At 72.5% G+C, this 13,776-nt stretch carries 11 protein-coding genes and 1 pseudogene; 8 read left to right on the forward strand and 4 right to left on the reverse strand.

All coding sequences use genetic code 11. The annotated features are described in order from the left end of the window. Nucleotides 1-52 precede the first annotated feature (52 nt). Both E6W39_RS23405 and E6W39_RS23410 read right to left on the reverse strand, forming a co-directional pair. Complete coding sequence (locus E6W39_RS23405; protein ID WP_141635190.1) at nucleotides 53-862, reverse strand: carbonic anhydrase; 810 nt, start codon at nucleotides 860-862, stop codon at nucleotides 53-55. Between the two features lie 365 nt (nucleotides 863-1,227). After that, nucleotides 1,228-2,247 carry an ATP-binding protein gene (locus E6W39_RS23410; RefSeq protein WP_141635191.1) on the reverse strand — a complete coding sequence of 340 codons (1,020 nt, stop codon included), beginning with the start codon at nucleotides 2,245-2,247 and terminating at the stop codon, nucleotides 1,228-1,230. 194 nt (nucleotides 2,248-2,441) lie between these two features. Here E6W39_RS23410 and E6W39_RS23415 point away from each other — a divergent pair, with 194 nt between their 5' ends. Further along, complete coding sequence (locus tag E6W39_RS23415; protein ID WP_141635192.1) at nucleotides 2,442-3,344, forward strand: Fic family protein; 903 nt, start codon at nucleotides 2,442-2,444, stop codon at nucleotides 3,342-3,344. Between the two features lie 390 nt (nucleotides 3,345-3,734). Here E6W39_RS23415 and E6W39_RS23420 read toward each other — a convergent pair whose 3' ends face one another. Further along, nucleotides 3,735-4,574, reverse strand: coding sequence for an HAD family hydrolase (locus E6W39_RS23420; RefSeq protein WP_141637908.1), 840 nt, complete (start codon nucleotides 4,572-4,574; stop codon nucleotides 3,735-3,737). A gap of 681 nt (nucleotides 4,575-5,255) precedes the next feature. Here E6W39_RS23420 and ssd point away from each other — a divergent pair. From ssd to E6W39_RS40525, 7 genes and pseudogenes are all read left to right on the forward strand, one after another. Continuing rightward, entirely contained in the window at nucleotides 5,256-6,368 is a 1,113-nt protein-coding gene (gene ssd, locus E6W39_RS23425) for a septum site-determining protein Ssd (RefSeq protein ID WP_228718314.1), read from the forward strand. Continuing rightward, entirely contained in the window at nucleotides 6,365-7,708 is a 1,344-nt protein-coding gene (locus tag E6W39_RS23430) for a TadA family conjugal transfer-associated ATPase (RefSeq protein WP_141635194.1), read from the forward strand. The genes ssd and E6W39_RS23430 overlap by 4 nt, the downstream gene beginning before the upstream one ends. Next, nucleotides 7,705-8,865 carry a type II secretion system F family protein gene (locus E6W39_RS23435; RefSeq protein ID WP_141635195.1) on the forward strand — a complete coding sequence of 387 codons (1,161 nt, stop codon included), beginning with the start codon at nucleotides 7,705-7,707 and terminating at the stop codon, nucleotides 8,863-8,865. The genes E6W39_RS23430 and E6W39_RS23435 overlap by 4 nt, the downstream gene beginning before the upstream one ends. Next, nucleotides 8,865-9,713 (forward strand): type II secretion system F family protein, encoded by an 849-nt coding sequence (locus E6W39_RS23440; RefSeq protein WP_141635196.1) that lies wholly within the window; start codon nucleotides 8,865-8,867, stop codon nucleotides 9,711-9,713. Before E6W39_RS23435 ends, E6W39_RS23440 begins: the two co-directional genes overlap by 1 nt. A gap of 54 nt (nucleotides 9,714-9,767) precedes the next feature. Beyond that, nucleotides 9,768-10,157, forward strand: a complete 390-nt coding sequence (locus E6W39_RS43620; RefSeq protein ID WP_323809072.1) for a DUF4244 domain-containing protein — start codon at nucleotides 9,768-9,770, stop codon at nucleotides 10,155-10,157. After that, the gene (locus E6W39_RS23450; protein WP_141635197.1) at nucleotides 10,147-10,578 is read left to right on the forward strand and encodes a TadE family type IV pilus minor pilin; all 432 of its coding nucleotides are present in this window, start codon (nucleotides 10,147-10,149) and stop codon (nucleotides 10,576-10,578) included. The genes E6W39_RS43620 and E6W39_RS23450 overlap by 11 nt, the downstream gene beginning before the upstream one ends. Nucleotides 10,579-10,650: 72 nt before the next feature. Beyond that, nucleotides 10,651-10,959 (forward strand): annotated as a pseudogene (locus tag E6W39_RS40525) (Rv3654c family TadE-like protein); the annotation flags it as partial. Between the two features lie 222 nt (nucleotides 10,960-11,181). On the opposite strand, the gene E6W39_RS23460 reads toward E6W39_RS40525, so the two are convergent. After that, complete coding sequence (locus tag E6W39_RS23460) at nucleotides 11,182-13,680, reverse strand: DEAD/DEAH box helicase (protein ID WP_141635198.1); 2,499 nt, start codon at nucleotides 13,678-13,680, stop codon at nucleotides 11,182-11,184. Between the last annotated feature and the right edge of the window lie 96 nt (nucleotides 13,681-13,776).

Raw genomic sequence — 13,776 nt, forward strand, 5'->3', positions numbered from 1 at the left:
CCGCCGGGCGGCCGGTCATCAGGCCGGCACCTCCCCGATGGTGAATCAGACCTCAGGCTGCGCTGATGATCCCCTGGCGGCTGGCCACGGCGCCGAATCGCCCGGTTGCCTGGTCGAGCACGTAGGCCTGTGCGGCCGCGAAGTCGAAGTACATCCCGATCAGCTGCAGTTCGCCGCCGAGCACCCGCCGCTCGACTGCCGGGTTGGCCATCAACTGGTCCAGCTGCTGCACCACATTGGTGATGCACAGCTGCTCCACCCGATCGGCGACCGGCCGATCCGCGAACTCGGCCGGCACGCGGGCCAGCCGGGCGAGCGAGCCGCGCCCGTTCCGCAGCCAGCGGGCCAGCGGTGTCGGTCTGCCCGGCTGCTCATGAACCCCGTCGAGCAGTGCGTTCATCGCTCCGCAGCCCGAATGCCCGCAGATCGTGATGCTGCGGACCTGCAACACCTCGACCGCGTACTGCACAGCCGCTGCCACCGAGTCGTCGGCGGCGCCCGGTTCATGCGGGACGGGCACCAGATTGCCGATGTTTCGCACGGTGAACAGGTCTCCCGGACCGCTGCTGGTGATCATGCTGGTCACCAGCCGGGAATCGGCACAGGCAAGGAAGAGCTGCGAGGGCCGCTGGCCTTCGCGGGCCAGTCGGGCCAGCTCGGGGCGGACCAGCTCCGCCGTATGCGCCTGGAAACCGCGCACGCCCGCCAGAAGCCGCCCATGCGGATCACCGCCGGGCTGCTCCATGCAGTGGTGGCCGACCCATGGCGTCCAGGGGCGGCAGCGGTGCCCGGCCGGGTGCGGTGCGTGGCTGTCGACGGCGCCGGCGTCGCACTGGGAGTCGTGTGAGGTGTGGAGGGTCATGGTCCTCTCCTCTCCTGAGGAGTCGGGTGTGGCGGGTGCAGTTACCGTCGAATTCACCAAAGCGCTGACGAGATGTCACGGATGGGCCGGGCCGTCATCCCACAGCACCAAGAGTTGGTAAATGATCAGTAATGGAAGCTTCGCACAGCACGTGGGAGGGTGGGAGTCCTGACAAACACATTCACTCGGGTGGGTGGCGCATGAGGCCTATCAGGCGCCCCCGGCGCACCGCCGGTGGCTTCGGGGGGCGTGATCGAGCTCGAGAATGCGGTGCTCCGGAATGCCAAGGGGGCGGTGTCCATGCCGAAACGGCGTGGACACCGCCCCCTTGGCGGTGCTGACTGCACAGCGGCTTTGATCAGGCGTCAGACTCCTGCGGCGGCCTGGCTCGTGCCGTCCAGGGCTGCGGGCACATGGGCGCCAGCCGGGGGAAGGGTGAAGTCCGGGTCGATCTGCGCTGCCAGATCGGCGCCGGCCTTGGCATTGCCCCAGCTCTCCGCATTGCGCAAGTGGAAGTGGACGGCCTGCTCGGTGTACCGGCGCGGATCACGTGTCTCGAAGGCGGCATCCGTGGCCTGCTGCAGCGCGCCCAGGACGGCCCGGTTGTCCGGCTCCAGGGAGCTCAGCCCTGGTTCAGCGCCCTGCTCCAGGCGGCGGACCCAGTCCGAGTGGCCGAATGCGGCCAGCAGGTCGTCCCCCACCTCGCGCCTCAGGTAGGCCAGGTCGTCGGCGCTCTGCACCTTGTTGCCGACCACGCGCAGGGCGACGCCGAAGTCCCGCGCGTACTCCTTGTACTGCCGGTAGACCGAGATGCCCTTGCGGGTCGGCTCGGCGATCAGGAAGGTCAGGTCGAACCGGGTGAACAGCCCGGAGGCGAACGAGTCGGAGCCGGCGGTCATGTCGGTCACCAGGTACTCGCCCGGTCCGTCGACCAGGTGATTGAGCAGCAGCTCGACCGCGCCGACCTTCGAGTGGTAGCAGGCGACACCGAGGTCCTCTTCGGTGAAGACGCCGGTGACCATCAGGCGGACCGAGCCCTCGTCCAGCGCCACCGGCCGGGCGCAGGCCGCGTAGATCGGGTTCTCCTCGACGATCCGCAGCAGGCGGGAGCCCTCGCCGGGCGGCGTGGTCTTGATCATCAGGTCGGCGGAGGCGATTCGGGGGTTGCCGCCCCGCAGATACTCCTTGATCTGCGGCAGGTGCGCGCCCAGGGCCGGCAGTCGCGCGGCCTGGTCGTCCGTCAGCCCGAGGGCCGGGCCCAGGTGCTGGTTGATGTCGGCGTCAACGGCGATCACTGGTCGGCCCGCCGCGGCCAGGTGGCGGATGAACAGTGCGGACAGCGTGGTCTTGCCGCTCCCGCCCTTGCCGACGAAGGCGATCTTCATCTGGACTCTCCCGGCTCTCGCTCCGTCGATCACCGCGCACTGGCGCGTTATTAGTAATCGTTATCGTCTTCGATAGGGCTCATGGTAGTCCGGGCTCGGCGGCCGCCGCCCAGGGGAAGGCGCGGATTGCCTCTAACGGGTGATGCCGGGGTTGCGGTGGAGGACTCTTGCGGTGGGTCGTTACTCTCGGGTAGGTGAGCACTGGAACTGATCCGCTGGCCCCGCTTGCCGAGCTGCCCGGGGTGCCCGAGTCCGTCGCCGAGGTCCGCAAGGCCGTTGACCGGCTCTACGGGCACCGGGTGATGCGTCGCCGTGCGCCTGAAGTCACCTCCGAGGCCGCGCTGCGCGGCGCTCGCGCCTCCGCGGCCCTCGCCGGCGCCGACTGGCCCCTGGAGGAGGTGCGGCGGCGCAGCGACTTCAGTGTCGGAGCCGAGGATCGGATCGTCGGTGCGGCGCTGCGCATCTCGGCCGAGGTCGGCCAGCTGCTGAGCATCTGGCGGACGTCTCCGCTGCAGGTGCTGGCCCGCCTGCACCTGCTGGCGGTCGGCGATGCCGATCCTGCGGCCGGGCGGCCGCGCCAGACCGGCGAGGCGGCGGATGAGCTGTTTCCCTTGGACCTGCCGGCCCGGGAGGGGGAGGGCGCCACGGCCGAGTCGGCGGTGGGCGGTGGGGCGCGGCTGTCCGAAGCGCCGTCGCCGGCCGAGGTGGCGGCCCGGCTCGACCAGCTGGCCCAGCTGCTGGTTGCCCGCGCCGGTGCAGGCGGGGCCGAGCAGGGCGCGCCGGCACTGGTGGCCGCCTCCGTGGTGCACGGTGAGCTGCTCGCGCTACGGCCGTTCCGCAGTCACAACGGGCTGGTGGCCAGGGCGGCGCAGCGGCTGGTGCTGATCGCCGACGGCCTGGACCCGAAGGCGATCTGCCCGGTCGAGGTCGGCCTGGCGGAGCTCGGTACGGTCGCGTACCGCGATGCACTGGCGGGCTACCTGTCCGGGACGCCCCAAGGGATGGCCGCCTGGATCGCACACAACGGGCGGGCCGTCGGACTGGGCGTTCGAGAGAGCACGGCCGTCTGCGAGGCGATGCAGCGGGGGATGGTCTGACCGGGGCCGCGCAGGGCTGAAGAGCCCGAATCAGAAGTCGGACCGAGGGCCGAACACAGGGATGCGGCGACATCCTGACTGCTGATGTCGCCGCTGGTACGTCCTTCCGGGTGACCATGCGTGCACCGGAAGTGCCCATCAGGCGGGGATCCTGCCCGTTCGCCTGGTGCGGCGGCCCGATCGCGGGTCGGCTGCACGTGGGTGCTCGGAAGTTGTACGCGGTCCGTGGGGCCTGAACTGCGGTGTCGGTATGACCTCTTCGGGTCCTTCCGGGTCTCGCGGGCCGTGAGTCCTTTGTATCTCGGATCCCGGGCAAACGGAACTCGAATGGCGAAGTCTTTACTTTTTGTCTGCTTTGGTCCGAATATGTGACTTCACTGCGCCAGCGATTCAGGCCCCGGGGCGTCGGCGTTTCGACAGCTGCCAGAGCAGACCGGCGGTCAGACAGGCGGTGCCGATCGCCACGGCGGTCAGTGTCGCCCCGCTCGGCGATTTGAACTCCGGGAGTCGGCGGTGGAGTTCGATCGGCCGGTCGAAATACAGGATCGGCCAGTCGCGGGCCGTGGCCTCCTTGCGCAGTCCGCGGTCCGGGTTCACGGCAGACGGGCGACCGACCGCCTCCAGCAGCGGCAGATCGGTGATCGAGTCGCTGTAGGCGTAGCAGTCGGCGAGCTGGTAGCCCTCGCGGGCGGCTAGTTCGCGGATAGCCGCGGCCTTGTTGTCGGCATAGGCGTAGTACTCGATCTCGCCGGTGTAGCAGCCGTCTTCGATCTGCATCCGGGTGGCGATCACGTGGTCCGCGCCGAGCAGCGCGCCGATCGGCTCCACCACCTCCGAGCCCGAGCTGCTGACGATCACCACGTCGCGCCCGGCCGCGTGGTGCTGGGCGATCAGCGCGGCGGCCTCCTCGTAGATCAGGGGGTTGATCAGCCCGTGCAGCGTCTCGGCGACGATCTCGCGCACCTGCTGGACGTTCCACCCCCTGGTCATGGCCGAGAGGTATGCGCGCATCTTCTCCATCTGGTCGTGGTCGGCGCCGCCGACCAGGAAGACGAACTGCGCGTAGGCGCTCTTGAGTACGGTCCGACGGTTGATCAGGCCGCCCTGGTAGAACGGTCGGCTGAAGGCCAGGGCGCTCGACTTCGCGATGATTGTCTTGTCGAGGTCGAAAAATGCCGCGGTGCGGGCCGGTCGGGCACCGTCGGCACGGTCGGCCGGGGCGGCCGCGATGGTCGGCGCCGGCGAGGGTGGGACGGTGGTGCGGGCGCTTGTGGCGGCATTCGGTGCGGCGTCCGGTCCGGAGTTCTCGGCACCATGGGCGATGTCGGCGTTCTCGGTGGTGTCCACAGGAACCGAGGATAGATGGCGGTTCCGATCAGACCGCCATTCGGTGGACTCGGGGGCCTGCTGGTTTGTGTTTCTGGCCGCTCGGGTACACCATGGAAGTCACGGATCGTTCGCGACCGTGCTAACCCGGTCCGGCTCCTCCCCCCCGAGTCGGGCCGTGGATAGACGACCCCCGCTCTCCCCCCCGGCGGGGGTCGTCGCATGTCCGGGGCCATTTTCCGAGCTCGACCCTGTGGCCTCGGGGGCGTTCGGGGGTGCTGGGGGAGGCGTTCGCAGCGGGGTCGGCGGGGGAGCCAGAACCCTTGATTCGCTACTCTGAGTAATCATCTTGATGGCACTCCGACAAGCCTCGAGAGTGCCGTCAATTGTGCTGATGGCATGTGCCCGGAAGGGTGAAGCGACGCCATCCGGGTGAGTCCGGATATCCACATCCCCGGGGTTATCCACAGGGATTCGGCACCCCGCTGACGGAATCCGATCCACGCGGCACGGTGACAGCAGTCCGCCGCAGCGATGCGCTGCTGGCGGGATGTCAAATCACCAATCCGCCTCGGGGAGAACGCCGTGTCGACGTCGATCGTCCACTCCAGCGAATCCGTTTCCGGCCGGCCGGTCCGCCCGTCCCCGCTGGTACTCACCAGGGACGAGGAGCTGACCGAGCACCTGCTACGGCTCTGTGCCGCCGTCGGCACCGAACCTCGCGTCTGCGCCGGAGTGCCGCCGCCGCAGCTCTGGGAGTCCGCGCCGCTGGTGCTGGTCGGCGACGACCAGGCCGAGCAGTGCGCGGGCCTGCCCCGGAGGCCGGGCGTGCTGCTGTGCGGCCTCGACCTCGACGACTGCGACATCTGGGTGCGCGGCGTGTACCTCGGCGCCGAGCAGGTGCTCTTCCTGCCCGACTCGCAGGCCTGGCTGCTGGACCGGATCACGGACGCGCTGGAGGGCGTGGTCACCCCGGCGCTGACGGTCGCCGTCCTCGGCGGATGCGGCGGTGCGGGCGCCTCGACTCTCGCCTGCGCCCTGGCCGTCACCGCAGCCAGAGCCGGCCATCGCACCGCGCTCATCGACGGCGACCCGCTCGGTGGCGGGTTGGACGTGCTGCTCGGCGCCGAGACCGCCGACGGGCTGCGCTGGCCCGATCTCGCCGCCGTGCGCGGCCGCCTCAACGGGGCGGAGCTGACGCGCTCGCTGCCCCGGCCACACGGGCTTCACCTGCTCTCCTGGGACCGCGGCGAGACCACGGCGATCCCGCCCGAGGCGATGCGCGGCGTTCTGGCTGCCGCCCGGCGGCGCGGTGGCCTGGTGGTCGTCGACCTGCCACGCCGACCGGATCCGGCCGCCGCCCAAGCGCTCGAGCAGGCCGACACCGGCCTGCTGGTGCTGCCCGCCGAACTGCGCGCGATGGCCGCGGCCCGCCGGACCGCGGCGGCCGCCGGGATGCGCCTGTCCGATCTACGGGCGGTCGTCCGGCGATCCGGACGGGTCCGGCTGGGCGGCACCGAGATCGCTCAAGGGCTGGGCCTGCGGCTGGCCGGCGAGATCCCCGACGAGACCGGCCTCGCGGCCGACATGGAACACGGCCGCCCGCCCGGAGCGCGCGGCCACGGCCCGCTCGCCCGCTTCTGTGCCGCCTACCTGGGCCAAGTCCTGCCACCAAGCGAAGGAGGAACCCCATCATGAACGCCGCTGCCCCGCCCCCGGGTCGCCCGCTCCAGCACCACGGCCGGGTGACCAGGCCTGACCACGTGCCCGGCCGAGCCGCGCTGACGGCACTGCGCCGCCGCGCGGGCGCCGGCCCTTCCGCCGGCCCGTCCGCCGGCCCTGGTGCCGTACCGGAGCGAGCCACCGCCCTGCTCGACGCGGTCCGGCTGCGCCTGGCCGAGGCCGGGGCGCCGCCGACCGCCTCGGAGGTCGCGGCTGCGGTCCGGGCGGCCCGCCCGTCGCTGGATGGCGACTCGGTGCTGGACGCGGTCCGCGCGGTCCGTTCGGAACTGGTCGGCGCCGGTCCGCTCGACGAGCTGCTCAGCGCCCCGGGCGTGACGGACGTCCTGGTCAACGGGCCCGATGAGATCTGGGTCGACCGCGGCGACGGGCTGCGTCGGGAGACCTCGGTCCGCTTCCCGAGTGCCGAAGCGGTGCGGCACCTCGCGCACCGACTGGCCACCGTGGCAGGTCGTCGATTGGACGACGCCCGGCCGTGGGTCGACGGCCGACTGCCCGACGGCACCCGGCTGCACGCGGTGCTGCCGCCCATCGCGACCGGCTGCACCCACATCTCACTGCGGATCTGTCGCCCGCGGCCCTTCACCCTGGGCGAGTTGGTGGCGTCCCGGGCCATCCCGCAGACCGGCGCCGACCTGCTGCGCGGCATCGTGCGGGCCCGGCTCTCCTACCTGGTGTCCGGCGGGACCGGCTCGGGGAAGACCACCCTGCTCGCGGCGATGCTGGGGATGGCCGGGCACGGCGAGCGGATCGTCATCGCCGAGGACTCCGCGGAGCTCCTGCCGGATCACCCGCATGTGGTTCGGCTGCAGGGTCGGCCGCCCAACCAGGAGGGTCTCGGCGAGCTGACCATGCGGGACCTGGTCCGGCAGGCACTGCGCATGCGGCCCGACCGGCTGGTGGTGGGCGAGGTGCGGGGCCCCGAGGTGCTCGATCTGCTGAGCGCGCTCAACACCGGGCACGAGGGCGGCTGTGGCACGGTGCACGCCAACGCGGCGGCCGACGTCCCGGCCCGGCTCGAAGCCCTCGGGTCGATGGCGGGGCTGCGGCGACTCGCCCTGCACAGCCAGCTGCTGGCCGGGCTCGACCTGGTGATCCATCTGACTCGCGACCACCGCAGCGGTCGGCGCCGGGTGGCCGAGCTGCACACCCTGGACCGCAACGCGTCCGGCTTGGCAGTCACCGCACTCGCCGTGATCTTCAGGTCGGACGGCCTGGTCAGCTGCGGGCCCGGCTGGGACCGCCTGGTGCGGCTCTGTGCCGCCCGCGGCGTGATGACCCGTTGGGGGAACCGATGAACGGGCGTCTGCTGCCGCTGCTGTCGATCGGCCTGCTGGTGGCAGCCGCCGCCCTCGGGCGGGCCCGGCTCGACCGGCGTGCCCGGCGGTTGCGGCGAACCGCGGCGGTGCTGGCGCAGCCCGCAGCCGAGCTGCCGGCGGCGCGATGGGCCGGGCGCCTGCCGGGCCGTCTGGCCGGTCTGTTCGGACGGCGGCCCCAGGGCGAGCCGTGGCCGTTGCCGCGAGGGCTGGCGCCGGAGCTCGTCCTGCTGCCGTGCGGAGCGCTTGCCGGTTGGCAGTTGGACTCGGTGGTGCCGTTGGTCGGAGCGGCGCTGCTGGTCCTCCCTTGCCGCAGGTGGCGGTTGCGGCACCAGGCTGACCGGTTGGCACGGGAGCGAACCGCGGCGGTGATCGAGCTGTGTGCGGCGGTGGCCGCCGAACTCCGCAGCGGGGCGACGCCCGAGCAGGCGCTCGATGCCGTGGCCGCACAGTCCGGCGAGGTGCTGCGCCGGCTCGGCCCGGAGGCGGCGGCCCGGCTGGCGGCGGCTCGCTACGGGGCCGATGTGCCTGCTGCGCTGCGCTGGCTCGCCACCCTGCCCGGCGCTGGCGGCGCCAACGCGATCGCGGCGTGCTGGCAGGTGACCGCGGACAGCGGGAGCGGTCTGGCGGTCGCCCTGGACCGGGTGGCCGAGGCGCTTCGGGCGGACCGGGCGCTCCGCGAGGAGATCAGCAGCGAGTTGGCGGGGCCGCGCACCACGGCCATCGTGCTCGCGGCGCTGCCCGCCTTCGGATTGGCCCTGGGGACGGCGCTGGGGGCCGGACCGTTGCGGATCCTGCTGCGCACTCCGCTCGGCGTGGGATGCCTGGTGGTCGGGGTGCTGCTGGAGACCGCTGGCCTGATGTGGACCGGGCGGATCGTTCGCCAGGCGATGGCCGATCTCGGGGTTCAGGCCGGCGGCACCACAGGCTCTGCCGACCGTCCCGAGCCGGACCGCCGGCCTGAGCCTCCCCAACCCGCCCAGCCGGGCCGCCGCTTGGTGCTGCGAGGCGGCCAGTGGCGATCGCGCCGACCCGGCGGCCCCAGCCGCGCCATGGAGCGCTGTGGGGCCGGTATCGGGACAGGACCGGGAGGGCAGCCGGTTGCCAGGGGCATCGGCGGCAGGGCGGAGGCGGTGTGATGAGCGCTTATCTCGGCCCACACTCGGGGGCCGCCACCGCGCCTCCCATGTGGCTGGTGGGGTTGACGGTCGGGGTGACGCTCGCCGAGCTGATCGTGGCTACGGCAGTGGTGATCCGGCGTTGGCTCGGGCGCCGGGCCGCTCGCCGCCGGGCAGTTCGGGTGGGGGTGCCGGTGGCCTCTGCCCGCCATGGCCGGGTGAGCAAGTGCTTGATCGCTTGGCGAACCGGCAAGCGGCTCGACCCGGTGGTCGCGGTCTCCATGTTCGCCGGCGCGGTGGTGGCCTGGATCGTTCCGGGGCTGCTGGGCCTGCCCGCCGGGGTGGCGACTGCGGTGCTGCTGCGCCGCCGGCTGCCGTCACCGAGCCCCACCCTCGCCCAGCGGCAGGCTCGGGAGGACGGCCTGCTGCTGGCACAACTGCCACTGACCGCCGATCTGTTGGCGGCCTGCCTGGGTTCGACCGCATCACCGGCGCAGGCAGCGGAGGCGGTGGCGCGAACCGTCGGCGAGCCGATGGAGAGCCGGCTGTCCGCCGTGGCCGCGGAGCTGGCGCTTGGAGCTCCGCCGATGGCCTGCTGGGAGCGGTTCGGCCAGGACAGTGCGCCGCTGGGGTCATTGGCTCGCTGCCTGATCAGGACCACGCTCAGCGGATCGCCACCAGCCCTGCCGCTCCAGGGACTTGCCACCTCGCAACGCGCCGCTGCCCAGCGGGCCGCGCATGCCCGGGTCAAACGGGCGGGAGTGCTGGCCACCGTGCCGTTGGGCCTCTGCTTCCTTCCGGCTTTCGTCCTGATCGGCATCGTCCCGGTGATGGTGGGCCTGGTGTCCTCCATCGCCTTGCAGATCTGACGAGACATCACATCGGCAAATCAGAAATCCAGTTCACGGATCGGAGTGCCTTTCATGAGCCGTACAACCGATGAGTCGGTGCCGGTGGCGACCTTCTCCCCGCTGCCGTCCCATGACCGCTCGGCCGCGCTGCCGAGGTGCCGGGCCGCGCTGCCGGCCCAGCGGGCCTCCTCGTCGCCCGGGCGATCCGCAGCCCCGCCCGGTCCGCGGTCGCACCCGTTCGCTCGTGTCAGGGACTCGGTGGGACAGGGGCTGCGCCGGATCGGTGGGCGCTCCCGCGACCGCTGGGCCGCGTTGCCGGATGCCGGCATGTCGACGGCCGAGTACGCCATCGGCACCGTCACCGCGTGTGCGTTCGCCGGGGTGCTCTACAAGGTGATCACCGGTGGTGCGGTGAGTGACGCGCTGACCGAGTTGGTGAATCGAGCCCTTCATGCGCTCTGACGGCGGTGGCCCCGGCCTGCTCCGACGCCGGCTCGGGGCCGCGGGTCGCGTCTGCGACGGCGGCTACGTCACGGCGGAGACGGCCGTGCTGCTGCCGGCGCTGATCGCGCTGATGCTGCTGCTGGTCTGGGGAGTACTGGTGGCCGCCGCCCAACTGCGGTGCATCGACGCGGCGAGGGTGGCGGCCCGGGCCGCGGCTCGGGGCGACGCGGACCCTGCGGACCAGGCCCGCAAGGTGGCCCCACCGGGAGCGGCGGTGGAGGTGGTCGAGTCCTCGGACACGGTCCGCGTGCTGGTGGAGGCCCAGTGCCCCGGGATCGGCCGACTGGCCTCAACGCTGAAGGTCTCGGCGGTGGCCGTAGCAGCCAGTGAGACGGCCAGCGAGGCGACGGTCAGCGAGACGACAACGGGAAGGGAGTGACTGCGCCATGACCGGGTCTGACCTGGCGAGGGAGAACACGGCGGTTCCGGGGCGGAACGCGACCGGGGGTCGGCCAGCATCTGGCTCGTCGGGCTCGTTGTGGCGGGGCTGGCGGTCTGCGGGGTCGCCCTGTCCCTCGGTGCGGTGCTTGCCGCCCGCCACCGTGCCGAGTCGTCCGCCGACCTGGCCGCACTAGCCGCCGCCGGCCATCTGCTGGTGGATGCCGACGGTGGCTGCGCCCGGGCGGCGAGTCTGGCGACGGCGCAGCGGACCGCACTGGTCTCCTGCACGGTGAACCGCGCGGACGACAGCGTCGAGGTCGAGGTCAGCGCACCCGTGGGCGGCATCCGCTTGCCCGTTGGGCCGGCCAGCGCACGGGCCCGAGCGGGTCCGGTCTGGTCGCTCGGTTGGACGGATGGGGCGGGCCTGCCCGATCTGCCGACTCTCGAAGCGGCGGATCTGCGGCCTGCTGACCGGAACGGGCCACGCAGTCCCATCGGTCGGCTTCCCTCCGAGCCGGCCGTCAGCCCCCGCCCGGTCGCCGACCCCGTCCCGCTCGGCGACCCGCGCTCGGCGGACCAACCATGCGCCCGGGCGGTCCGGCTATCCGGCGGAACCGTTGCCGGCCTCCGTACCCCCTGGCTCGGCAGCCCCTCCCGCCCCCGGGCTCTCCCCTGCCTCCACGCTCCCACCCACCTCTGCGCCCGCTCCCGCCTTTGCGTCGGCTCCTGCTTCCGCTCCCGCCTCCGCGCCGCCCCCGGCCCGCTCCGCGCCCTCGGCATCGTCCGCCGGCGCACCGGCGAGCAGCGCGCTGAGCAGGCGGACCGCGCCGGCCTTGTCCAGCGGATCGTTCCCGTTGCCGCACTTGGGCGACTGCACGCAGGACGGGCAGCCTCGGTCGCACTCGCAGGCTCGGATGGCGTCCCGGGTCGCGGTCAGCCAGCGGGCAGCGTGGCGGAAGCCGTGCTCGGCGAAGCCGGCGCCGCCCGGATGGCCGTCGTAGACGAAGACCGTGGGCAGCTGGGTGTCCGGGTGCAGCGGAACCGAGACGCCGCCGATGTCCCACCGGTCGCAGGTGGCGAACAGTGGCAGCAGGCCGATCGAGGCGTGCTCGGCGGCGTGCGCGGCACCGGGCAGCTGGTCGAACGGGATCACCGCATCCAGCAGCTGGTCCTCGGTGACGGTCCACCAGACCCCCCTGGTGCGCAGGGTCCTGGGCGGCAGGTCGAGCTTGGTCTCGCCGAGCACCTCACCGGTGGCGATGCGCTTGCGCAGGTAGCCCACTACCTGGTTGACCACCTCGACCGAGCCGAAGTTCAGGGTGCCCTCGCCCCACGCCACGGTCTGCTCGGTGGACATGACGGAGATGGAGGTGATGTCCCGGGCGGCGGTGGTGTAGGAGGGGTTGGCGGCGGAGACCAGGGCGACCGAGTGCTCCAGGTCCAGCTCGCGCACCAGGTAGCTGCGGCCCTGGTGGAGGTGGACGGCGCCGGTGTGCACGGTGGTGTGCGCGGCAGCGGCGTCCACGGTGCCCAGCAGCCGCCCGGTGGACTCCTCGACGATCTGCACCGGTGCCCCGCCGGTGCCCCGCAGGTCGACGGCATCGGCCGCGCGTTCCCGTCTGGTCCAGTACCAGGCGCCGTCCGCCCGGCGACGCAGCAGCCCCCGCCGTTCCAGTACCGGCAGCAGCGCGGCGGCGGTCGGGCCGAACAGTTCGACGTCCGCCTCGGTGAGGGGCAGTTCGGCGGCGGCCGCGCACAGGTGGGGTGCCAGGACGTGCGGGTTGTCCGGGTCCAGCACGGTGGCCTCGACCGGCCGGGCGAACAGGGCTTCGGGGTGGTGGACCAGGTAGGTGTCCAGCGGGTCGTCACGGGCGATCAGGACGGCCAGCGCGCCCTGGGCCTCGCGGCCGGCCCGCCCGGCCTGCTGCCAGAGCGAGGCCCGGGTGCCCGGGTAGCCGGCCAGCAGGACGGCGTCCAGGCCGGACACGTCGATGCCGAGTTCCAGGGCGGAGGTGGAGGCCAGGCCGAGCAGTCGCCCCGAGTACAGATCGCGCTCCAGCGCCCGGCGCTCCTCGGGCAGGTAGCCGCCGCGGTAGGCGGCCACCCGGTTGGCCAACTGCGGCTCCAGATTGTCCTGGGCCTGCAGCGCGACCAACTCCGCGGCGCGGCGGGAGCGGACGAACGCCACCGTGCGGGTGCCGGCCGTCACCAGGTCGGTGAGCAGGTAGGCGGCCTCGGCGGTGGCGGTCCGCCGCACCGGCGCGCCCTGCTCGCCGACGTGCTCGGTCAGCGGGGGCTCCCAGAGGGCGAAGACCATCTGGCCGCGCGGTGAGGCGTCCTCGGTCACCGCGTGGGCGGTTAGGCCGGTGAGGCATTCGGCGGTCGCCGCCGGGTCGGCCGTGGTCGCGGAGGCCAGCAGGAACGCCGGGTCGGCGCCGTAGCGCCGGCAGACCCGGCGCAGTCGGCGCAGTACCTGGGCGACATGGGAGCCGAAGACGCCGCGGTAGCTGTGGCACTCGTCCACCACCACATAGCGCAGCGTCTTGAGGAAGGAGGACCAGCGCGGGTGGGCGGGCAGGATGCCCCGGTGCAGCATGTCCGGGTTGGTCAGCACGTAGGAGGCGTACTGGCGGACCCACTCGCGCTCCTGCGGCGGGGTGTCGCCGTCGTACAGCGCGGCGCGCACCCGCTCGGGAGCCAACTCGGTGGCCCGGCGGCGCTGGTCGGCGGCGAGCGCCTTGGTCGGGGCCAGGTAGAGCGCGGTCGAGCCGCGGCCGTTGGGTGCCTCGGTACCGGTCAGCAGTTCGCTGAGCACGGGCGCCAGATATCCGAGTGACTTGCCTGAGGCGGTTCCTGTGGCGATCACCACAGTTTGGCCTGCTTTGGCCAAATTCATCGCTTCGACCTGGTGGGTCCAGGGCCGGCGGATGCCGAGGTCCAGCGCGGCGGCACGAATCTCGGGACGGATCGATTCGGGCCAAGGGGCGTGGCGTCCCTGGCGCGCGGGGAGATGCTCCGTATGGGTGAGTCGGTCCGAGCGGCCCCGGCTGGCGACCAGGAGGTCGAGCTGGGCCTCGGGCGGGCGGTGGCTGGGCGGCATGGAGACCCAGTGTGTCACCGGAGTGACGGAGAATCGCCGCAAGCCATCGTGCGGGCATGGTGCCAAGTGGTTGAATGAGGCGGTGGCGGCCAGTTG

This window comes from Kitasatospora acidiphila (genome assembly GCF_006636205.1).
Taxonomy (GTDB): domain Bacteria; phylum Actinomycetota; class Actinomycetes; order Streptomycetales; family Streptomycetaceae; genus Kitasatospora; species Kitasatospora acidiphila.

What these genes read in the sequence shown, in the direction of transcription:
- E6W39_RS23410 (WP_141635191.1), bottom strand. Translation starts at nt 2,247, where the DNA reads ATGAAGATCGCCTTCGTCGGCAAGGGCGGGAGCGGCAAGACCACGCTG.
- E6W39_RS43620 (WP_323809072.1), top strand. Translation starts at nt 9,768, where the DNA reads ATGAGCCGTACAACCGATGAGTCGGTGCCGGTGGCGACCTTCTCCCCG.
- E6W39_RS23440 (WP_141635196.1), top strand. Translation starts at nt 8,865, where the DNA reads ATGAGCGCTTATCTCGGCCCACACTCGGGGGCCGCCACCGCGCCTCCC.
- E6W39_RS23435 (WP_141635195.1), top strand. Translation starts at nt 7,705, where the DNA reads ATGAACGGGCGTCTGCTGCCGCTGCTGTCGATCGGCCTGCTGGTGGCA.
- E6W39_RS23450 (WP_141635197.1), top strand. Translation starts at nt 10,147, where the DNA reads ATGCGCTCTGACGGCGGTGGCCCCGGCCTGCTCCGACGCCGGCTCGGG.
- E6W39_RS23405 (WP_141635190.1), bottom strand. Translation starts at nt 862, where the DNA reads ATGACCCTCCACACCTCACACGACTCCCAGTGCGACGCCGGCGCCGTC.
- E6W39_RS23460 (WP_141635198.1), bottom strand. Translation starts at nt 13,680, where the DNA reads ATGCCGCCCAGCCACCGCCCGCCCGAGGCCCAGCTCGACCTCCTGGTC.
- E6W39_RS23430 (WP_141635194.1), top strand. Translation starts at nt 6,365, where the DNA reads ATGAACGCCGCTGCCCCGCCCCCGGGTCGCCCGCTCCAGCACCACGGC.